General features: G+C 32.7%; 25 protein-coding genes. 4 read left to right on the plus strand and 21 right to left on the minus strand.

Annotation, left to right across the window (positions count from 1 at the left end; translation table 11 throughout):
• Positions 1 to 2 precede the first annotated feature (2 nt).
• Together RH81_RS14815 and RH81_RS14820 are read right to left on the minus strand one after the other, a co-directional pair.
• Positions 3 to 1,901, minus strand: coding sequence for a RecQ family ATP-dependent DNA helicase (locus RH81_RS14815; protein ID WP_033961710.1), 1,899 nt, complete (start codon positions 1,899 to 1,901; stop codon positions 3 to 5).
• A gap of 1 nt (position 1,902) precedes the next feature.
• Positions 1,903 to 2,442, minus strand: coding sequence for an AAA family ATPase (locus RH81_RS14820; protein WP_033961711.1), 540 nt, complete (start codon positions 2,440 to 2,442; stop codon positions 1,903 to 1,905).
• A gap of 90 nt (positions 2,443 to 2,532) precedes the next feature.
• Here RH81_RS14820 and RH81_RS14825 point away from each other — a divergent pair, with 90 nt between their 5' ends.
• The 3 genes from RH81_RS14825 to murA all read left to right on the plus strand — a co-directional run bounded on the left by RH81_RS14825 (position 2,533) and on the right by murA (position 4,899).
• On the plus strand, positions 2,533 to 2,826 hold the full coding sequence (locus RH81_RS14825) for a YbeD family protein (protein WP_033962193.1): 294 nt from the start codon (positions 2,533 to 2,535) through the stop codon (positions 2,824 to 2,826).
• An 86-nt stretch (positions 2,827 to 2,912) separates the two neighbouring features.
• Positions 2,913 to 3,572 (plus strand): DUF4290 domain-containing protein, encoded by a 660-nt coding sequence (locus RH81_RS14830; RefSeq protein WP_033961712.1) that lies wholly within the window; start codon positions 2,913 to 2,915, stop codon positions 3,570 to 3,572.
• A 10-nt stretch (positions 3,573 to 3,582) separates the two neighbouring features.
• Positions 3,583 to 4,899 carry a UDP-N-acetylglucosamine 1-carboxyvinyltransferase gene (gene murA / locus RH81_RS14835; protein ID WP_033961713.1) on the plus strand — a complete coding sequence of 439 codons (1,317 nt, stop codon included), beginning with the start codon at positions 3,583 to 3,585 and terminating at the stop codon, positions 4,897 to 4,899.
• A 178-nt stretch (positions 4,900 to 5,077) separates the two neighbouring features.
• Here the strand turns inward: murA and RH81_RS14840 are convergent, their stop codons facing one another.
• The 19 genes from RH81_RS14840 to RH81_RS14925 all read right to left on the minus strand — a co-directional run bounded on the left by RH81_RS14840 (position 5,078) and on the right by RH81_RS14925 (position 19,910).
• Positions 5,078 to 6,382 (minus strand): cryptochrome/photolyase family protein, encoded by a 1,305-nt coding sequence (locus RH81_RS14840; protein WP_033961715.1) that lies wholly within the window; start codon positions 6,380 to 6,382, stop codon positions 5,078 to 5,080.
• Between the two features lie 15 nt (positions 6,383 to 6,397).
• Complete coding sequence (locus tag RH81_RS14845; protein ID WP_033961717.1) at positions 6,398 to 6,865, minus strand: SRPBCC family protein; 468 nt, start codon at positions 6,863 to 6,865, stop codon at positions 6,398 to 6,400.
• An 80-nt stretch (positions 6,866 to 6,945) separates the two neighbouring features.
• Positions 6,946 to 7,407 (minus strand): TspO/MBR family protein, encoded by a 462-nt coding sequence (locus RH81_RS14850; RefSeq protein ID WP_033961719.1) that lies wholly within the window; start codon positions 7,405 to 7,407, stop codon positions 6,946 to 6,948.
• Positions 7,404 to 7,580, minus strand: coding sequence for a Lacal_2735 family protein (locus RH81_RS16925; RefSeq protein ID WP_033961721.1), 177 nt, complete (start codon positions 7,578 to 7,580; stop codon positions 7,404 to 7,406). The genes RH81_RS14850 and RH81_RS16925 overlap by 4 nt, the downstream gene beginning before the upstream one ends.
• A 7-nt stretch (positions 7,581 to 7,587) precedes the next feature.
• Positions 7,588 to 8,067: a glutathione peroxidase gene (locus tag RH81_RS14860; RefSeq protein WP_241478992.1), complete on the minus strand. Its 480-nt coding sequence runs from the start codon at positions 8,065 to 8,067 to the stop codon at positions 7,588 to 7,590.
• 55 nt (positions 8,068 to 8,122) lie between these two features.
• Positions 8,123 to 8,806 (minus strand): SDR family NAD(P)-dependent oxidoreductase, encoded by a 684-nt coding sequence (locus RH81_RS14865; protein ID WP_033961725.1) that lies wholly within the window; start codon positions 8,804 to 8,806, stop codon positions 8,123 to 8,125.
• An 83-nt stretch (positions 8,807 to 8,889) separates the two neighbouring features.
• Entirely contained in the window at positions 8,890 to 9,114 is a 225-nt protein-coding gene (locus RH81_RS14870; protein WP_033962195.1) for a hypothetical protein, read from the minus strand.
• Between the two features lie 4 nt (positions 9,115 to 9,118).
• Entirely contained in the window at positions 9,119 to 9,814 is a 696-nt protein-coding gene (gene folE / locus RH81_RS14875; protein ID WP_033961727.1) for a GTP cyclohydrolase I FolE, read from the minus strand.
• Positions 9,815 to 9,869: 55 nt separating this feature from the next.
• Positions 9,870 to 10,142 (minus strand): TIGR03643 family protein, encoded by a 273-nt coding sequence (locus tag RH81_RS14880; RefSeq protein WP_033961729.1) that lies wholly within the window; start codon positions 10,140 to 10,142, stop codon positions 9,870 to 9,872.
• A 1-nt stretch (position 10,143) separates the two neighbouring features.
• Positions 10,144 to 10,593 (minus strand): hypothetical protein, encoded by a 450-nt coding sequence (locus tag RH81_RS14885; protein WP_338152384.1) that lies wholly within the window; start codon positions 10,591 to 10,593, stop codon positions 10,144 to 10,146.
• 103 nt (positions 10,594 to 10,696) lie between these two features.
• Positions 10,697 to 12,181 carry a cryptochrome/deoxyribodipyrimidine photo-lyase family protein gene (locus tag RH81_RS14890; RefSeq protein ID WP_033961734.1) on the minus strand — a complete coding sequence of 495 codons (1,485 nt, stop codon included), beginning with the start codon at positions 12,179 to 12,181 and terminating at the stop codon, positions 10,697 to 10,699.
• Positions 12,171 to 13,703, minus strand: coding sequence for a cryptochrome/photolyase family protein (locus RH81_RS14895; RefSeq protein WP_033961737.1), 1,533 nt, complete (start codon positions 13,701 to 13,703; stop codon positions 12,171 to 12,173). Before RH81_RS14895 ends, RH81_RS14890 begins: the two co-directional genes overlap by 11 nt.
• A complete protein-coding gene (locus tag RH81_RS14900; RefSeq protein WP_033961741.1) occupies positions 13,704 to 15,014 on the minus strand; it encodes a DASH family cryptochrome in 1,311 nt (436 codons plus the stop codon).
• Positions 14,990 to 15,133, minus strand: a complete 144-nt coding sequence (locus RH81_RS16805) for a DUF2256 domain-containing protein (protein ID WP_081988355.1) — start codon at positions 15,131 to 15,133, stop codon at positions 14,990 to 14,992. Before RH81_RS16805 ends, RH81_RS14900 begins: the two co-directional genes overlap by 25 nt.
• Positions 15,126 to 16,550, minus strand: a complete 1,425-nt coding sequence (locus RH81_RS14905; RefSeq protein ID WP_033961744.1) for an SDR family oxidoreductase — start codon at positions 16,548 to 16,550, stop codon at positions 15,126 to 15,128. Before RH81_RS14905 ends, RH81_RS16805 begins: the two co-directional genes overlap by 8 nt.
• 8 nt (positions 16,551 to 16,558) lie before the next feature.
• Positions 16,559 to 17,173 (minus strand): flavin reductase family protein, encoded by a 615-nt coding sequence (locus RH81_RS14910; protein ID WP_033961747.1) that lies wholly within the window; start codon positions 17,171 to 17,173, stop codon positions 16,559 to 16,561.
• Positions 17,173 to 18,483 carry an ABC1 kinase family protein gene (locus tag RH81_RS14915; protein WP_033961750.1) on the minus strand — a complete coding sequence of 437 codons (1,311 nt, stop codon included), beginning with the start codon at positions 18,481 to 18,483 and terminating at the stop codon, positions 17,173 to 17,175. The genes RH81_RS14910 and RH81_RS14915 overlap by 1 nt, the downstream gene beginning before the upstream one ends.
• Before the next feature lie 10 nt (positions 18,484 to 18,493).
• A complete protein-coding gene (locus RH81_RS14920; RefSeq protein ID WP_033961753.1) occupies positions 18,494 to 19,150 on the minus strand; it encodes a TetR family transcriptional regulator C-terminal domain-containing protein in 657 nt (218 codons plus the stop codon).
• A 103-nt stretch (positions 19,151 to 19,253) separates the two neighbouring features.
• Complete coding sequence (locus tag RH81_RS14925; protein WP_033961755.1) at positions 19,254 to 19,910, minus strand: MIP/aquaporin family protein; 657 nt, start codon at positions 19,908 to 19,910, stop codon at positions 19,254 to 19,256.
• Positions 19,911 to 20,017: 107 nt separating this feature from the next.
• Here RH81_RS14925 and RH81_RS14930 point away from each other — a divergent pair, with 107 nt between their 5' ends.
• Positions 20,018 to 20,869, plus strand: a complete 852-nt coding sequence (locus RH81_RS14930) for a DUF2911 domain-containing protein (protein WP_033961757.1) — start codon at positions 20,018 to 20,020, stop codon at positions 20,867 to 20,869.
• The last annotated feature ends 18 nt before the right edge of the window (positions 20,870 to 20,887 follow it).

Raw genomic sequence — 20,887 nt, forward strand, 5'->3', positions numbered from 1 at the left:
AGTTATTTTAATTTATAGGTATTTGAGGGTGTGGTTTCTATAATTTGATGTTCTAATAAAAGTTTTAAAACTTCAAATATGTCAGTGTCTTTATATGGTAACTGCTCAACAAGCTGTCTTGAATTATAATTCTGATGCGTTAATATTGAAAGGATGTGGTTCTGAATGGTTTTTAAATCAGCAGAATTTGTAGGTTCTGAATTCGATAAGCATACCGAACATGTACCACAAGTCTCCACAGAGTCTTCTCCAAAGTAATGTAGCAACTGTAATTGCTTACAAACAGAATCATTTTCAATATAGCTTAATACCGCATTTACTTGTAGCCTTTTTAATTCGTGTTGTTGCTCTACAATAGTGACGATTCTATTAATGGTTTTGTCGTCTTCTCTAGGTTGTAATAATACAATTTCAGAATCTGTATTGGAGAAATTAAATTCGACCACACCATCTTTGTCTAATTGTTGTAAAACAGCAATGATTTGTTTTTCTGTTGTTGACGTTTTGGTTGCAATAAGCGACAAGTTAATGGCAAGCGAATGTTCAAAAATGCCACCATAAGTTCTCAGTATGGACTTAACAATTAGTTCAACATGTTTATGACGTTCTAAATAAGCGAATAGAGAAGCATTACTGATAATGAATTGTAATGTCGTTTTATAGTTAAACTGTTGTGCTAATTTAATGATGCTGTTTCTATCTAAAATTTGAAGTGTATTGAATGTTTGTGTTGTTTTTAAATCGTAAGTTTTACAAAAGGTGCTAAAGTTAAATTGATGCGATGAGAGCTCACCTTCACCATAAGAGATTTGAAAATAGTTACAGAGTTTTCTGTAGACTAGTTTTATGAAATCTATAGATGGTAATGTTTTTATAAATTGGTTTTTAAGACGTTGTTCATCAGATTTATTAGTTAATAAAATAGCAAACGCATTTTCATCATTTCTGCCAGCACGACCAGCTTCTTGATAATAACTTTCAAGACTTTCGGGTAAATTAATATGAAATACGGTTTTTACATTAGGTTTATCAATTCCCATACCAAAAGCTGTCGTAGCAACCATAATTTCTTTTTGGTCGTTCATCCATTGGTCGAGACGTTTTTGTTTATCCTTCGTTGGAATACCTCCATGAAAAAATGTAGAACTAAATCCTAGCTTTTCTAACTGTTCATGAATTTCAATGGTTAGCTTTCTACTTCTTACATATATAATTGAAGCTCCTCTGTGTTCTTTTAAAAGACGTTCTAGGTCATAAAGCTTGTCTTCACTGTAAATTACATTGTAGGCAATATTTGGTCTGCTAAAAGAAGCTTTAAATATTTTGGGTGCAATAAAATCTAATTCAGCTATAGTTTCTTCAATTACTTTAGGCTTAGCCGTTGCTGTTAAAGCAATAACATTTACACTAGGATGCAATTCTCTTAAAACTGTAATGTTTTTATATGCAGGTCTGAAATCATTTCCCCATTGACTAATGCAATGGGCTTCATCAACAGCAATGAGGTTGACATTCATTTGATGAATGCGATGTTGAACGATATCTTGTTGCAAACGTTCAGGAGATAGGTATAAAAACTTATAGTTGCCATAAATGCAATTGTCTAATAAGGTATCAAGCTCATTATAACTAATTCCGCTAGTAATAGCCATAGCTTTAATCCCTTTGTCTTTAAGGTTTTTGACTTGATCTTTCATTAAAGCAACAAGAGGAGATACTACAATACAAATACCTTCTTTGATTAATGCTGGAATTTGAAAACAAATTGATTTCCCACCACCTGTTGGTAATAAAACAAAGGTGTCTTCATTATCTAAAACGGCATTGATAATATCTTCTTGAAGTGGCCTAAAAGAGGTGTGATTCCAATAGCGCTCAAGTATGTTTATAGGATGTGACACACTACAAATTTAAAGCATCTATAATGAAATCTGCACGTTTTTCAATACTATCAAAAGGCACGTCAATAAGTTCATAACCAAAACGTTCGTAAGTACTTAATAAGGCATCATGAATTTGAACAGCTTGATCAAAGTTTTCATAACGTTCGCTATCACTCACAAAAATCTCCTGCCAAGGCGCTAATACGAATATCTTATTATACACATGCTTGTTACAAATCTCGTCAAACACCTTTGGATAGTCACTTTTTGCATAGTCCATATAGGCTACAACATCTGGCAAACCTCTATCTAAAAAGATAAGATTCTCATCAATAGATTCAGCTTCAATAAATTGTTTTGTTCTTGCCTCTAAGAGTAATTCACTAAAGAGTAGTGGTTTCGTTAAAAAAAGTTGATCTACACCATCTTTTCTTGCATCAAGGGTAACTTGTCTTGAGATTTCTTCAAAACAAGTATACTCACGTTTTATGAGTTCGTTTATAATAGAAGATTTACCTGTTCCTGGTCCACCAGTAATGACTATTTTGCGTGTATTCAATTTAGCAAGGTTTTGGTTGTAAAATTAACAATTAATTATGCAAAGCAAAATGTAAGTAAAACGTATATTTGCTTCCGAAGAAGAAAAGTTATGAGTACAGACAAAAAAACAGAAGAATTTTACAACAATTTAAGAAGTCAGCTATTTGAAACAACGAGTTGGCCTTCAGAATATTTGTACAAATTTATTGTTCCAACAGATCAAAGTAAAATAAATCAAATTGAAGATTTATTCAATAACCTTGGCGCAGTTATAACGACAAAGGAATCTGGTAAAGGAACATATACAAGTGTTTCTATAAATGTAGATATGAAAGATCCTGATGCTGTGATAACAAAATATAAGGAAGTTGCAGAAAAAGTAGAGGGTGTTATTTCCTTATAAATTTCAGATAAATAACTATTTTTTTGTATTTTGCATCCATGCAGAAGAACTTCATGCAGCATTTATAAATACTACACAAAAATTACATGTTAATAGACGATATAGAGTATAACACAGAGCGTGAGCATTTGATTATTCCAGAATACGGAAGACATCTTCAAAAAATGGTTAATTACGCTAAAGAATTACCAACAAAAGAGGAAAGAAATAAGGTAGCAAAATCCATTATTAATGTGATGGGTAATATGCAACCACATTTACGTGATGTGCCTGATTTTCAACATAAGCTTTGGGATCAGCTTTTTATTATTGCAAATTTTGAATTAGATGTGGATTCTCCATATCCAACGACTTCTCAAGAGGAGTTGAATGAAAAGCCAGAACCTTTAAAATACCCGCAAAATTTTCCTAAATATCGTTTCTACGGAAACAATATTAAAACGATGATTGATGTAGCAAATACTTGGGAAGAAGGCGAATTAAAAGAAGCTTTATTATTCACTATTGCTAACCATATGAAAAAATGTTTCCTTAATTGGAACAAAGACACAGTAGAAGATTATGTGATTTTTAATCATTTATTTGAGTTGTCAGATGGTAAAATTGATTTAAAAGAAAGTGAAGAAGAACTTGCAGATGCTACGAGCTTGTTAAAAAATAAAAAGAAATACTCAACCAGTAATTCTAACCCTAAGAAATCACATCACAAGAAGAGTAATTCTAACCGAAGTAGAAAACGTTACTAATAGGTAGTTCATGTCAACATTCATTATTGAAGGCGGTCACCAGCTAAGAGGTAAAATTCAACCTCAAGGTGCGAAAAACGAAGCTTTACAAATTTTATGTGCAGTACTCTTAACTGCAGAAGAAGTTAAGATTGATAATATTCCAGATATTATTGATGTCAATAAATTGATTGCTTTATTAAAAAAATTAGGTGTAAAAGTTAAACATCTCGGCAAAGGGTCTTATTCTTTTAAAGCCGATGAGGTAAACTTAAAATACCTAGAATCTGAAGAATTTAAAGAAGACGGAAAAGGATTAAGAGGGTCGATTATGATTGTTGGTCCTTTATTAGGACGTTTTGGTAAAGGATACATTCCGAAGCCAGGAGGAGACAAGATTGGTCGTCGTCGTTTAGATACTCACTTTGAAGGCTTCATAAATCTAGGAGCAAAATTTAGATACAATAAAGAAGATTTGTTTTATGGTGTCGAAGCAAAAAAATTAAAAGGAACTTATATGCTTCTTGACGAAGCGTCGGTTACTGGTACAGCTAATATTGTTATGGCAGCTGTTTTTGCTGAAGGAACAACGACAATCTATAATGCAGCTTGTGAACCATATTTACAACAGCTTTGTAAAATGCTCAATAGAATGGGAGCAAAGATTAGTGGTGTAGGTTCTAATATGTTAATTATTGAAGGTGTTGAAGAGTTAGGAGGAACAGAACATAGAATGCTTCCTGATATGATCGAAATTGGAAGTTGGATTGGTTTAGCAGCAATGACTAAAAGTGAACTGACAATCACTAACGTAAGTTGGGACGATTTAGGCCAGATACCAACCGTATTTAGAAAAATAGGAATTAATATCGAACGTCAAGGTGATGATATTCATATTCCAGCACATATTAATGGTTACGAGGTACAAAGTTATATTGACGGTTCAATCTTAACTGTTTCAGATGCACCATGGCCAGGATTTACTCCAGATTTGTTAAGTATTATCCTTACTGTATTAACCCAAGCAAGAGGAAGTGCTATCGTACATCAAAAGATGTTTGAAAGTCGTTTATTCTTTGTAGATAAGTTAATTGATATGGGAGCAAAGATTATTCTTTGTGATCCGCATAGAGCTACAGTTATCGGACATGACTTTAAATCGACTTTGAAAGCAACAACAATGACCTCTCCAGATATTAGAGCAGGAGTATCCTTACTTATTGCAGCATTATCGGCAAAAGGAACATCAACGATTCACAACATCGAACAAATTGATCGTGGTTATGAAAATATAGATGAACGTTTACGTGCGATAGGAGCTAAAATTACGAGAGTAAAAGGTAATTAATACCTTATACACATATAAAAAAAAGCCTCGAATCATCGAGGCTTTTTTTTATTGTAATTTTTATGCTTGTCCAAATTTTTTAGCAACTTCCTTTGTGTCCGTTTTAATTGAGTTTTAGATGGTTACTAAAATTAATTAAAACTGAAACTGAAAGGATTAAAAGACTATTAATCTTGTATTAGTTTAAGGCGTCTTTGTACATTTTTAAGCAACGTTCTCTAGCAATCTTATGATCAACCATTGGCTGAGGATATGTGAGTTCTTGATAATCTGGAACCCATTTTTTTATATAGTCATGGTTTTTATCAAACTTCTGTATCTGTGATGTCGGATTAAAAATTCTAAAATATGGAGTGGCATCAACACCTGAACCAGCAACCCATTGCCAGTTTCCAATATTGCTTGACATATCATAGTCATGTAGCTTTTCGGCAAAGTATGCTTCTCCCCAACGCCAATCAATTAGTAGGTGTTTGCATAAAAAACTACCTACAAGCATACGAACGCGATTATGCATAAATCCGGTTTCATTAAGCTCACGCATGCCTGCATCAACTAAAGGGTAACCAGTTTTACCTTCACACCATTTATAAAATTCATCTTCGTTATTACGCCATTCTATTCTATCATATTTTGATTTGAATGAATCTTTTGCAGTATGTGGAAAGTGCCATAATATTTGCATGAAAAACTCTCTCCAAATTAATTCTTGCCAAAAAATCTCATTGTCTTCTGCAATTGCTTTTTGTACCATTTTCCGAATACTAACTGTCCCAAATCGAAGATGAGGTCCTAGTCGTGATGTAGAGTCTTTTGCAGGAAAGTTTCTAGTCTCTTCATAGGCTTGAATAAGCGAAGGTGTTACTACATACTGAGCAATTTTTTGAATTGATGTTTTAAATCCTAAATCTGTAAGGCTCAAGTTTGGCAATTCTGAGTTTTTGATAAGATTACTAAAGAGTGATTCAGTATCATAAATGTCTAATTCTTGAGATTTAAATTGTGCTTTCCAAACTCTCATATATGGTGTATACACCATATAAGGTTTACCATCTTTTTTTACGACCTCATCTTTTTCAAAAATCACTTGATCTTTGAAGGTTTTGAATTCAATCTCGTGCTTTGATAAAAAGTCACTTAATTCAGAGTCTCTCTTCTTTGCATAAGGTTCGTAATCGTGATTGGTAAAAACGGATTTGATATCATACGTTTCAATTAATTGCTTGAAGATTTCTATTGGTTTGCTATGGAACATAGCAAGATTACTTTGATATTCTTTTTGAAGCGTTGTGCTCATGGTCTGCAAAGTGCCATGAATAAAAGTAACTCTTGCATCATCTTCAGGAAGTTTATCTAGTATTTCAGTATCAAAAATGAAGATAGGTAATACAGGATAATCACTGGATAGCGCTTTATAAAACCCAACATTATCATCTAAGCGTAAATCGCGTCTAAACCAAAAAATATTTAGTGGTTGTTTCATAAAAATACTATAGATTTAATTGCTGTAGGTTCCGTATAATTCTTCCAATTTATTGGTGCGATAATTGAAAATTTCTTCCAATTTAGGTTTTACTAAAATAGGGTGAACGAGTTGGCCTAAAATTCCAAAGGGCACTTTGTAATCAATAATATCTTCCATCTCAACGCCATTATCAATTTCTTTAATAAAATGCTTATGATGCCATAAGGAATATGGTCCAAAGCGTTGTTCATCAACAAAGTATTTTTTGTCTACACTATGTGTTATTTCAGTAACCCATTTGGTTTTTATACCCAAAATAGGAGTTACAATATACTGGATGATTTGTCCTGCAAACATAGGTCTGTCTGCTCCAGATAGAATATTGAATCCCATATATTCTGGAGTAATTGTTTTAAGGTTTCTTGGGTTTGATAAAAAGTCCCAAGCTGTATCCAGAGATATAGGCAAGTTTTGCTTTTTATGGAATCTGTAGATTTTCATGTGGTTCTATTTATTATTCTCAGCGGTCACATGCTGTGCGCTGTTATTGATTATTTTAAGAGATACACCTTAATGGATTCTTAATTATAAAGTGAAATGTATAAATTGAGTGATGTGGCAATGCATAACCAAATGACATAAGGCAGTATTAAAATAGATTTTCCTTTTAAGTCTTTAGCATACGTAAATAGAAATGCAGTAACGATAATCGTTAGTAAAACGATATCTATAAGAGCGAAATCAATTAATTTCTGATTAAAAAACAGAAGGTTCCAACTTACATTTAGAATGAACTGTATGACAAATAGTGTTCTGACTTTATTAGTGAATCGCACTAAATACAGAAATGCCATATATGCCGAAAAGCAAATCATAATTGTTGTCCATGCAGTTCCAAAAACCCAGCCATCAGGTGTCCAAGGTGCTTTTTCTAACTGAGAATACCAGTCGCCTTGAGGACCTTCAGCCATTAGCCAAGTGCCAATGCCTAGTGCACCGAAATTAATGATTAAGAATACAATAAATGGTTTTAAAAACTTCATTGTTCTTGGTTTTGTAATTGTTCTATTTGCCTTTGAATTTTATCAGCTTCAGCATATTTCTTATCACTTTCAGTTCTATCTGTAGTTGATAAAGTGTGCCATTCTTTCATTAGCTTTTCATATTTTTTTTGAAGCTTATCAACTTCAGACGTTTTTTTGAATAATCCGAACATATGCTATTTATTTTAAGTGTTTTGTGATTTTTGAACTCGTTGGTGAAGTGATTGAATAATAATAATCAATAAATTCGCCTTGAGGGTCAACTAAATATTTCTGAAAATTCCATTTTACTTTTGAATTAGATTTTCCGTTTAATTGCTTTTGGGTTAACCAAGTATACAAAGGATGTTGGTTACTGCCTTTTACATCTATTTTTTCAGAGATAGGGAAAGTAACGCCATAATTAATCTCACAAAATGATTCAATGTCTTCAGCACTACCTGGTTCTTGTTTTCCAAACTGATTGCAAGGAACACCTATGATAACTAATTTGTCCTTATAGGTGTCACTTAGTTCTTGTAAACCTTTATATTGCGGTGTAAATCCACATTTTGAAGCCACATTAACAAAAAGTATGTATTTGTATTTAAAATCTGAAAGGTGCAATGGTTTCCCATTAAGGCCATTAATTTTGATGTCGTAAATGGAAGTTTTGTTCATTTTATTTGTTGGTTTTGAGAATAATGTGACCATAAAAATTTTAAATGGATTCATATTATATCTTGAAAGTTACAATTCCGCAATCCATTTCAAAAATTTGCCCTGATATTGAACTAGATTTTTCAGATAATAAAAATTCTGCCATTCCTGCGACATCTTGAGGCTGCAAGAATTTCTTCATTGGATGACGCTCTGTAATGTTTGCAATCATTTTATCATTACGTAATAATTTTGACGCTAGGTCTGTGTTAGTAACAGTAGGAGCAATGGCATTGATTCTCAAAGTGGTTGCTAATTCAGCTCCTAACGATTTTACTAAACCTTCAACACCAGATTTTGCCGCTGCAACACTAGCATGAAATGGCATTCCTAATTTGGCTGCTACTGTACTAAATAATACAACAGATGGATTGTCACCATTTTTAATAACATTCAAATACTTCTGAATTGCTTTTACTGCTCCAATGACATTGATTTCGTAATCAGCTCTAAACTCATCCAAACTTAAACGAGTTATTGGTTTAAGGTTTATACTTCCTGGGCAATAAACTAATCCATCAGCAAATTCTATATCTGGCAATTCATCTTTAAGGATGTCACAATCGTAATGAAGTAGGTTGTGATGTGCGAGTTCGGGCTTTGATCTACTAATATTTATGACCTTATGATTTTCAAGTAAAGTGGAAACTATAGCGTTTCCAATACCTCGACTACCACCAATAACTATGAATGTTTTCATTTCAATTTATTATTTTAAAAGAGCGCAACATAACTAGGCCAAACCGTTTTCTGATACGCTCATTGTACATTTCTAGGTTAAGTTTATGCAGTTAATGGAGTGCCTTTTAATCGCTTTTCAACTTTTCTTTTGATAAGGGTTAAACGCTTCATAATATCCATAACTTTTTGATCTTTATGTTCTTTATAGATTTGATTTAAATCTAATATTAATTGTTTTGCTTCACGAGAAATTTTAACACGATCGCTTGTTGACAGCGACTTCATTTTTCTCTGCTCAAATTCTAAGGCTCTATTAATTACTTCCATCATCTTAATTATTTATATAGTTCTGTAATTCTGATATTTTTTCTGATTTATTAAACTGTCCACCATAATACGATGTAACAGTTGTTGATGTATCATCTTTAATTCCTCTTGAAGACACACATAAATGTTTAGCATCAATAATAACGGCTACATCATCAGTTTCTAAAATGGATTTCAATTCTTCCGCAATCTGATTTGTTAAACGTTCTTGTACCTGTGGACGTTTAGCATAATATTGTACAATTCTATTTAGCTTTGATAATCCAATTACTTTTCCAGATGAAATGTATGCTACATGAGCTTTACCAATAATTGGTACAAAATGATGTTCACAGTTGGAGTAGAAGGTGATATTTTTTTCTACCAACATTTGATTGTATTGATACTTGTTATCAAACAACGCTACTTTAGGTTTGTTAGCTGGATTTAAACCAGAAAATATCTCGTCGATGTACATTTTGGCAACCCGTTTTGGTGTGCCTTGAAGTGAATCATCTGTGAGATCTAATCCCATAACGTCCATGATTTCTTCAAATAAAATAGCTATACGCTGTTTCTTTTCGTCATCATTTAATTTAAAAGCATCTGCTTTCATGGGTGTTTCTAGACCAGTGTATAGATGGTCATCGCCAATTTCGGAAGTTGAAAAGCCATTTAATTTATGGCCATTTCTTTTGAGATTTAAAGTGTTTGTACTCATTTAAAGTCTTTTTAGTGTGCTGTCCTAAGGAACTCATCTCCTTAGTCAAAGCACGTTATCGTTTTGATATCGAGTTTTGGGTTATTTGTTTTTGTCTGGAACATTTAAATCTACCCTCTGAAAATGTTCGTAATTTTTCATGTTTTGTTTTACGTCCTTGAACTCGTTTGCGCCACATTCTGAAACTTTTTGGTTTCATCTCTTTTCGCATGAATTCAATTACTTCTTGTTCTTTTAAACCAAATTGAAATTCTATTGCTTCAAATGTGGTTCTGTCTTCCCAAGCCATTTCTATAATTCTATCTGTCGCAATTGTATCCAATTCCATACTAAAACTGAAAATTAAATCGTTCGTCGTACTTTACTTTCGCATCTAATAACTTATTTAAAAAGGGTTTATTCTCTTTAAACGGCATATTGTTTTTAAAATGAATAAATTTTCCTTGAGCATGTATGCTTGTTCCATTCGTTTTATAAATTACCAATTGGTAATAAGGAATTACCCAAATGAAATTTTTCAGTCCTTTATTGATGTAAACAAGAATGCCATCGGATCGCATTTCAATATTTGAATAATTAATATCTGAAATTAGATTAAGATATTGTTTCATATTCGGACTAGTTTCTTCAATAATCATGCGTTTTGAACCAACACCACCCATTTTAATAGATTCAATGAAAGAATAAGACTTGCCTATCAAATCATTGATCATTTGTTTGTGTTCTTTATTTGGATGTGTAGAATCTAAAATCAATCTGTTGAAACCTTTAATACTCAAATTTACAAAATGTTTATACTTTTCTACATATGTTTAAACAAAAATTTAACATAACGCTATAGGTTTTACTAATAACACATTTAAGTGTTTGTTTTTCAGGGTGTTAATTTGTAAATTTCGCTCCTCTTAATGTGTGTTTTTTAAGAATTCTAAGACTTTCCTCTTTTACTTTTTTGTTTTTGCGAAGATTCCATAATATATCTGTAGCCCTTTTACGGGTTTCGTTCATATCTACTATTGGATATGGATAATCCTTTCCCAAATGAAAGCCATAAAACTGTTGCTCCATCTCTGTCATTAAGTATGGTTCATGTGCAAAAGGAATATCAAGATCTCTTAATTCTGGGACCCATTTTTTTATAAATAAGGCATCCGGATCATGTTCTAAGCTATTTTTTATAGGATTATAAATCCTTAACATGTTTGTTCCTGTTTCACCAGCTTGCATTTGTAATTGTGGGAAATGTATGCCTGGCTCAAAATCTAAAAACATCTGTGATAAATGTTGTGATGCAGCTTGCCATGGTTGCCATAAATTGTGTGTAAAAAAGGATACAACTAAAGCACGCATTCTGAAATTCAAATACCCTGTTTCGTTTAAGCAGCGCATGCAAGCATCAATTAAAGGATAGCCAGTTTGTCCTGTTTCCCAAACAATCTGATAGTGTTTTGAAATTTCTTTCTTCAACTTTTGAAACCCTTTATTCACACTCTCTTGTTGCATGGTATGTTCCATTTCAAACTTTTGAATAAAATGAGCCTGCCATCGTAATCGAGACATAAACGCTTCTAATGCTTTTTTGTTATGAGCAGTTTTTTTGAGAAAAAAGGCTTTTCGGTAGACTTCTCTAATTGATAAGTTTCCCCAAGCTATATATGGTGATATTCTGCTGCATCCTGTTCTTGCTAACTCTGGTTTCGAGATGTGAGTCATGTAGTTAACATAACGTTTGTTAAGAAAGGAGTCTAAATACTTTGTTCCCATTGTACGTCCGCCTTTTTGAAATAAGGTGTCTTTAGGAGTTTCTAGTGATGGAATAGTTAATAGTTCTTCTAATACATCTATTTCTTGAATGTTTAGTAATTGATTTTCTGATGGAGAGAAAGATAATGGTTCGGTTTCAAAATAGGCATTACACATTTTAGTCCATTTTTCACGATCTTTTAAACCACGTTGCACACCATTATTTATGGTTTCATGCCAAGAAATCAAATTGTTTTTACAGAACCGTTTAAATGATTTATCTCTATTATAAGTCACAAGAATTCCAGTTTCTTGATGAGAATAAATATCTCTAATCGTATATAACTCCATTAATTGGTTTATTGCTGAAATAATATCCGCTTCAACAGTAAATACCTTTGAATTGTATGGCTCAAGACGCTGATTTAAATCGATAATGGATTCTTTAATGAAATTCCAATGACGCTCACTATAATGCTTATCTTCTATGAGCATTTTTTCAAATGCATAAAGTAGGAGTGTGCGTTCTCCCGAAGCTATAGCTTTAAATATCGCCTCATTATCTTCTAATCGAAGATCACGTTTCAACCAAACGACATTTATTTTTGGAGCGTTAGTACTCATCTTGATGTTCTATTATATGTTGTGCTTTTTCTTTTATATTTTGAAGATCTTGTTTATTCATTTTATCTAGTAGACTGTACATCATTCCCATTCTGAAATTGTTTCCTAGTTGTTCTCGTTTTTCATCTAAAAAATTCCAATACAGACTATTAAACGGACAAGCATCATCTCCAATTTTTTTACTCTTGTTATAGTGACAATCACCACAGTAATTACTCATTTTGTTAATGTATGATCCTGAAGATACATAAGGTTTGGTTGCAATCTTTCCGCCATCTGCAAACTGACTCATTCCTCTTGTGTTTGTAATTTGAACCCATTCAATCGCATCTACATAAACGCCCAAATACCATTCGTCAACTTCGTCTGGATGTGTTTGAGTTAATAACGCATAATTTCCAGTAATCATTAATCGCTGAATATGATGAGCATATCCATTATCTAATGAATTAGTGATGGCATGTTTGAGACAATTCATTTTCGTATTACCAGTCCAAAAGAATTTGGGAAGCTTATTGTGATTATCCAATTCATTCTTTGCTTTGTATTCTGGCATAAATGCCCAATACATGCCTCTCATATATTCTCGCCAACCAATAATTTGCCTAATAAATCCTTCGACCTGAGATATATTAATATCGTCGCCATGTTTTCTGTAATAATTGATAACTGACGTTACAATATCCTTTGGTGAAATTAATTTCAAGTTCATCGCAAATGATAATCTTGAATGGAAGAGATAGTTCTCTTTCGTATGCATAGCATCTTGGTAAGTTCCAAAATGTATTAATAATTCTTCACAGAAATATTTTAGTTGCTCAATGGCTTGAGCTCTTGTTATTGGATAAGAAAAGGTTTTGGTTTCAAACCGTCCTATAGTTTCAATATTTACTTTTTCAAGATCTTTTCTAACCTTAGAAATATCATTTTTGAATGCTTTGAAATCAGGTATTTCAACATCACCTTTCCATTTGTTTCTATTGCTTTTATCGTAATTCCATTTGCCACCTTCCGGTTGTCCTGCAATCATTAAAATATCGTGTTTCTTGCGCATATCTCTATAGAAGTTTTCCATGAGATATTGCTTTTTCCCTTTAAAGAAGGTCGATAAATCATTACGATTTGTATAAAAATGTTCTGCAGAAACAACCTTTGAAGAAATGTCTATCGAATCGCAAAATGAATTCAATTGGTCATCTAAGCGATATTCATCAGGATACATGAATTCAAAGTGTTCAACTTTGTGTTCTTTTATTAATTCTGAAAGATTACTTGTTAAAGACTGTGTGTTGTTTGTATCATTAATTTTTATATATGTTAACTGATGGCCTTGAGCCTCTAAATCTTGAGCAAATTGACGCATAGCAGCGAAAAAACCAATCACTTTCTGAATATGATGCTTCACATAGTCTGTTTCTTGACGCATTTCAAATAAACAAAACAAAGTGTCATCATTTACCTCTTTAAACCAAGAGTGTTTTATATTGAGCTGATCACCTAAAACAAGTTTGAGTGTTTTCATCTAAAAAAGAGTGTCTTGTATCCAGAGTTTTTGAAACTTGCCATTAGTATCATAACGTTCGGCTTGGAGGTTAGTATTAAATTTTCTATCTCTTGGGTCATTACCAACGCCAGCAACATACATCCAGTTTCCATAGTTGCTATGCACATCATAATCAATGAGCATTGTTTCAAAATAAGCAGCACCAATTCGCCAATCTAATAGCATGTCTTTGGCAAGAAATGAAGCCACATTTTGTCTACCTCTATTGCTCATCCAGCCTGTTTTTTTGAGTTCAATCATATTGGCATTTACAAATGAAGATTTCGTTTCTCCATTAATCCATTTTCGGATTTGGTGTTCATCAGTTTTCCATTCGTAGACTTTGTCTAGAATTCCTCCAACTTTGAAAATTTTGTTTTGATGTTTTAATGAGGTGTATTTGAAATAATCTCTCCAGATCAATTCGAATATGAGCCAATAAGTAGAGTCGTTTTTGTAGTATTCTTTTTCAAATTGTTTGACTTGCCAATAAATTGTTCTTGCCGAAATACTTCCATTAGCTAGCCATGGTGAAAACTTAGAGCTAAAATCGGTTCCTATTAATCCATTTCTAGTTTTCTTATATAACCTTAATTTTTTAGTTTCAAAAAAATAATCGTTTAATCGTTCTAAAGCAATTGTTTCACCACCTTTAAAAGGAAATGCCGAGTTTGGGTGTGTTTCAAAGGACTCAAAACCAAAATATTCAAGTGAAGGAATTAAAGTCGTATTAATGATGTTGTCAATTTTTTCTACGGATTCACTTTCTATTAAATGCCTTATCGTACTATCTTTTTCAACCTTTTTTCTGAAATTAGTAAATACTTGTGGAATCTCTGAAAAGGACATATTTATATCATCAGGATGATATAGAAGTTGGTCGTAGGATTGGTTTATAATCACCTCGTTAGGTAGTGATTCTTTTAGATCATTTAAATCTTGTACTTCTTCACTTGTCCATTCTCTTTGAAGGTATATGGGCTTTATATTAAATGTTTCAACCAATTCTTTAATAAGGATTTCAAGAGATTTAACCGAAACAAATAATTCTATGTTTAAAGCTTTGAGATTTGCTTTTAAATCTATAATGGTTTCAATTAAGAATTGAGTTCTAAATTTTTCAGTTTTTTTGAATCCTAAGTCTGATATTTCGAAATGCTTTGGGTTAAAACAATAACACGCAATTACTGATTTATGATTACTAATAGCAGTGTTCAAAACGGTATTATCTTGAACTCTCAAGTCGTTCCTAAACCATACAAGCGCTATGTCTTTTTGTGTCGTCTGCATTTTTCACTACAATATTTTACATTGTCCCAATTATTTTTCCATTTTTTACGCCAACTAAAAGGTAAACCACAAGTTAGACAGGTCTTTTCTGGCAAGTTTTGTTTTTTGTGATTAGACATCTACAAGTTTGTTTATCATTCCTTTAAAAATAAATCCATGAAAAGGTAAAACACTGTACCAATATAATCTGCCCCAAAGTCCACGTGGTCTAAAAGTCGCAGTTTGTTTAAGTAATCCATCTTCTATTTTAAACTCTAGCCAAGCTTCACCAGGAAGACGCATTTCAGCATATAGAAGTAGTTTTTGTTGCTTTTTATCTGCATAAATGACACGCCAAAAATCCAAAGCATCTCCAACTTCTAAATTGGTAGGACTTGTTCGTCCTCGACGTAAACCAATACCACCAACAAGTTTATCTATATAGCCTCTAATTTTCCATAGGAATGTACCGTAGTACCATCCATTTTTTCCGCCAATGCTCCATATTTTATTAATGGTTTTATCCGTGTCTATGACTTTACGTTCTTTATAATCTTTGAAGCATCCAAATTTTGGGACATTGATATATTTATGAAGATTGTTGCGAAGCCTTCCGCTGCTTATCATGGAATCTTTCCAGCTAGACACAATACTATTTTGTTCAATTTTTTCGAATGCCAATTCAACAGCTTGCTTGTAAGTTAATGGATTCACTTTGAGTAAATCATTAATATTACTTGGTTTACCTATAATTTGAACTCCCATACTATCTACTAAAGCGGTAGCGAGCTTATATGATGTTGATGTTACAAAGTAAAGCCAGTATGAAGATAATTTTGGTGTCATTACAGGAACGGTCAAAATGTAACGTTTTAGTCCTCTAACCTCTGCAAACTGAAGTAACATTTGCTTATACGTTAAAACTTCAGAACCAAAAACATCAAATGATTGGTTATACAAATCTTCTCGTCCAGCACTTCTATGAAGAAATGTCAAAACATCACGAACAGATAAAGGCTGGGTCCTTGTATTTAGCCATTTTGGAGCAATCATAAATGGTAGCTTTTCAACGATATCTCTAATGATTTCAAATGACGAGCTTCCAGAGCCTACAATAATTCCAGCTTTAAAAATAGTTAGGTTATAAACATCAGATTTTAAACAATCTTCAACATGTTTTCTAGATTGTAGGTGCTTTGATAAATTGTCTTCATTTGTAATTCCGCTAAGATATATGACTTGTTTGGTATTGGTTGTTTCAATGTAATTTCTGAAGTTAATAGCGCAACGTTCTTCTAATGATTCAAAGTCTTTAGAAGAATTAGACATGGAATGAATTAGATAATAGACAATATCAATGTCTTTTGGAATATTATGAAGTGTTTCAGGCTTTAGAAAATCTGCTTCAATTACATCAATAAAATCCTCTTCAGCATAATTTTTATCAGCACGAAGTTTATCTCTAACTGCACAAACAACATGATGAGCATCGTTGGCTAATAGTGGTATTAACCGTTTGCCAATGTAGCCTGTAGCCCCTGTAATAAGAATTTTCATAGTTTAAATTATTTAGGTCTTTGATAGCCAAAACGTTTGTTCTGTTTTGGCACAGAATAGCCATCTAACCCATTAATGGTGGCTATCTTTCCTTTTGCTAAATTAATAAAACCATCGTCTTCAAGTAAATTATCGTTTACATGTAAACCAACAATTTTCCCAATTATTAAAATGGTATTGTTTGCCTTGATTTCTTGTTCTTCAACAAATGCCATAGCTAATTGTAAAGGTACGTTTTTAACAAAAGGCGCTAGAAATTCATTTTTGTATTCGGAAACTAAATTGGTTTTATCAAACTCTGAAATACTAGATTTGTATTTAGCTGATGTATGATGTGCATCTTCTAAAATGGTTTCATGAATATGATTAATAGTGTAAAATCCTGTAGCTTTTATATTTTCATATGTATTCCTCAGCATAATTGTTGGTCGTAAAAAAAAACCTAACATTGGAGGATTAGAACCTATGTGTGTTACAGAGCTAAAAACTGCTACATTCTCAATTCCGCTTAAAGATTTACTGCCTAATAAATTTGCAGATTTATAGCCAGAACAACTATTAATTAAGTTTATTCTGTATAAATGTTCAAAGTTGTCAATATCATCATTGTTAATATGAACCATTATAAAGTTCTAAAATTATTGATGTTGATGTCCTTTGCTTTCAAGTCGAACATTAGGTTATATAAACCGAAAAAGGTTCTATTCATATAAATGAAGTGTTTAGAACCTCTATTTCCATTCATTTTACGCAGCTCAGTATTTTTAGAATATTTCTCACCTAACGCAGCAATTTTCCCAAAGAATGCATCATCCGAAAAATCGAAAATTTCTGAATGTAACGGTTCTGTAAAGAGACTTAGCATTTCATGAAACATCTCTGTGAAAAACACAATCTCTTCTTTAGAATCGTCTTCACGTAAAATTTCGAGTTCATAAAGCTTATTCTCAAAATATGTTTTGTTTGAGATATTCTCTTCTTCTGCTAGTTCAAAATAAGGTTTGTGAAATTCTTCAGGAATTGTTTTCATACAACCAAAATCTAAAGCTATGAGCTCTGCTTCCTCAGATATCAGGAAATTTCCTGGATGAGGATCTGCATGCACTTTTTTAAGGTTGTGTATTTGGAACATATAAAAATCCCAAAGTGCTTGGCCTAGTTTATTGGCTTTTTCCTGACTAGTATTATGAGCTACAAATTCTGAAAGGTGCTCACCAGCCATGTAATCCATAGTTATGATACGTTCATTAGAAAGTTCTTCATAATAGCTTGGGAATTTTAAGTTTGGAATGTGACTACAAGCTTTTACAATTTCTTTACTTTGTTTGACTTCAAGAATATAATCGGTTTCTTCAGCCAGTTTGTTTTCAACTTCTTTGAAGTATTTATCAGAGCCTTTTCCTTTAATATTAAACATGCTCATGGCAATTGGCTTTACCATAGCAAGATCTGATGCGATACTTTCTGCAACGCCTGGATATTGGATTTTCACAGCAAGTTTTTTCCCATACTTAGTTGCCAAGTGGATTTGTCCAATGCTGGCAGCGTTTACAGACGTTGCATTAAAAGTATCATATAATTCATTTGGGAGTTTCCCGAAATATTTTTTAAATGTTTTAATCACCAAAGGAGGTGATAGAGGTGGTACTGAAAATTGAGCTAATGAGAATTTTTCTACATAGGCTTGAGGCATAATACTTTTTTCCATACTTAGCATTTGAGCGACTTTAAGCGCACTACCTTTTAATTGTTTTAAGCCATCATAGATGTCTGACGCATTATTTTCATTTAATCGTTCTTTTGCTTCTTGTTCTGTCTTAGTGATTTTATCTCCATAATACTTAAGATAATTCACGCCAACTTTAGCACCAGTTGAAACCATTTTGGAGGCACGTTGTATTTTTGAAGTTGGTATTTTATCTATAGTTTTCATTTGGAGCTATTTAATTCATGTGGATTTTTTCTTTGAAAATAAATTTCCCTAAGTCAATAAGACTACGAATAGGAGCGATGTCTAATACATCAAAACTAGTGTTCACAGATTTTTCAATGAAAATATCAGTTTTTTCAAAACTCGAAGATGAATCATCAATCCAGAATTTCATAGTTAATAATAATTGTAGCCAGGCAGATTCTTTGAGCCCACGACGCTGAATTCTATCAATTTGTTCTTGTTTGATTTCAATTAATTCAATACCCAAATGATCTATATAATTGGTGAATGAGTGCTTTAATTCTGAAAGTGAATTCAAACCTTTCAAGCTGTTTTTATGGTTATCAAGGGCATATAATACGTAGCTTCTATTGGCCGTTAAATTTTCAAAAAATGTGAAGTAGAAACTTAGCAATTTGTTACGAGCATCAAACGAGAGGTAATCATCATTTTGTTCTAAAGCATTATGTGTGTTGTCAAAGAAAGCTTTGAAAACATGCTTCTCAATGGATTCAAAAGAAGCAAAAAACTCATAAAATTTTTGCTCTTCAAAATTGTTTGCTTTAGCAAACGCATAGATGGTTTTTGGATTGTGATTATGTTCAAGAACATAATCCATGTAAAAAGTAATAATGTCGTTACTCGTTATATTTTTCTTTTTAGCCATGTCTTATAATTATGGTATAAAGATACAAATGTTTAACAATTATTCAAATATGTTAAACAAAATTTAACAAGACATTATCAGTTGTCACAATTTGTTTTAAATTCTAGCAACAATTATCATCTTTAATCAAACTACAGCTTATAACTGCCAGGAAAGCACCAATAAATGGAGCAGTAAGATATAACCAAAGATGTTGAAGATTTCCAGATACAATAGCTGGTGCTAAAGATCTAATCGGATTCATTGATGCTTTTGTCATTGGACCAGCAAACATAGCTTCGAGTAAGATTACACTTCCAATAGCTATTCCTGCCATAGTTCCAAGTTCTTTACTTCCTGTAGATACATTAATGATAACGACCATTAGAAAAAAGGTGAGTAATATTTCAAAGACAAACGCTTTATAAGGTTCAAAGCCCTCTGCAGGAAAAGTGCTTCCCAAAGTTTCGCTCTCAGGAAATAAAAACCATAATACAAAACAAGCTAAAAATGCACCAATTGCTTGAGCTAGGAAGTATTTTGGTACTTCTTTCCAGGGGAATTTTTTTGCATATGCAAAACCAAAGGTTACCGCAGGATTAAAATGTGCGCCAGAGGTTTCGCCAAAGGCATAAATCATACTCATGACGACTAATCCCCAAGTTAGCGCAACTCCAACGTGAGAAACGCTGCCACTTGTAATCTCGTTTACGGTCATGGCTCCACATCCACAGAATATCATCGTGAAGGTGCCTAATAGTTCAGCTATATATTTTTTCATCGCTACTTAGAATATTTAGATGATTTTAATTTATAGTTTTATTAACAAATAAAGGGTTATCTAGTTTGTAAATTTACGTGAAATTAAAACTAATTAAATCTAATACAATGAAAAAATTATTACTAGTATTTGCAGTATTTGCAATGGCTTTCAATGTAAATGCTCAAATTGAAACACCACAGCCAAGTCCATTTTCAAAAGTGGAACAAAAAGTTGGCTTAACAGATGTTACTATTGAGTATTCTCGTCCAGGAGTTAAAGGAAGAACAATATTTGGAGGTTTAGAGCCTTGGGGAACAGTTTGGAGAACAGGTGCTAACAAGAATACAGTTATCACTTTTAGTGATGATGTTGCAATAGCAGGTCAGGAAGTTAAAGCTGGTTCTTATGCTATATTTACGAAATTAAATTCAGCAACACAGTGGGATGTTATGTTTTACAGTGATACTGAAAACTGGGGGACACCAAGAGAATGGGACGATAGTAAAGTAGCAGCAACAGCTAAAGTAGAAGTAGCTGAGATGCCTTTTAATGTTGAAACATTGGTGATAGATATTAATGACATTACTAGCGATGGAGCAGTGATTGGTATTATTTGGGAAAAGTCTTATGCTGGTATTCCTATAACTGTGCCAACAGATAATACAGTAAGCTCTTCTATTGATAAACTAATGGCTGGACCAAGTGCTGATGATTATTATGCATCTGCTCGTTATTACTTAGAAGCGGATAAAGACATCAATACTGCTGTAAAGTGGATTGATATGGCTGTAGATATGACTAAAGAACAACCTCGTTTCTGGTGGTTACGTCAACAAGCTTTGATACACGCTAAAGCTGGAAATAAAGATAAAGCAATTGCTGCTGCTAAAGCATCTATGGCTGGAGCAAAAGAAGCAAAAAATGAGAACTATGTTAAGATGAACATGGAGTCTTTAAAAGAATGGGGAGCAATGTAATTCCTATTTATTAATCAT

Origin of the sequence: Psychroserpens jangbogonensis, from assembly GCF_000797465.1 — a bacterium.
GTDB lineage: Bacteria > Bacteroidota > Bacteroidia > Flavobacteriales > Flavobacteriaceae > Psychroserpens > Psychroserpens jangbogonensis.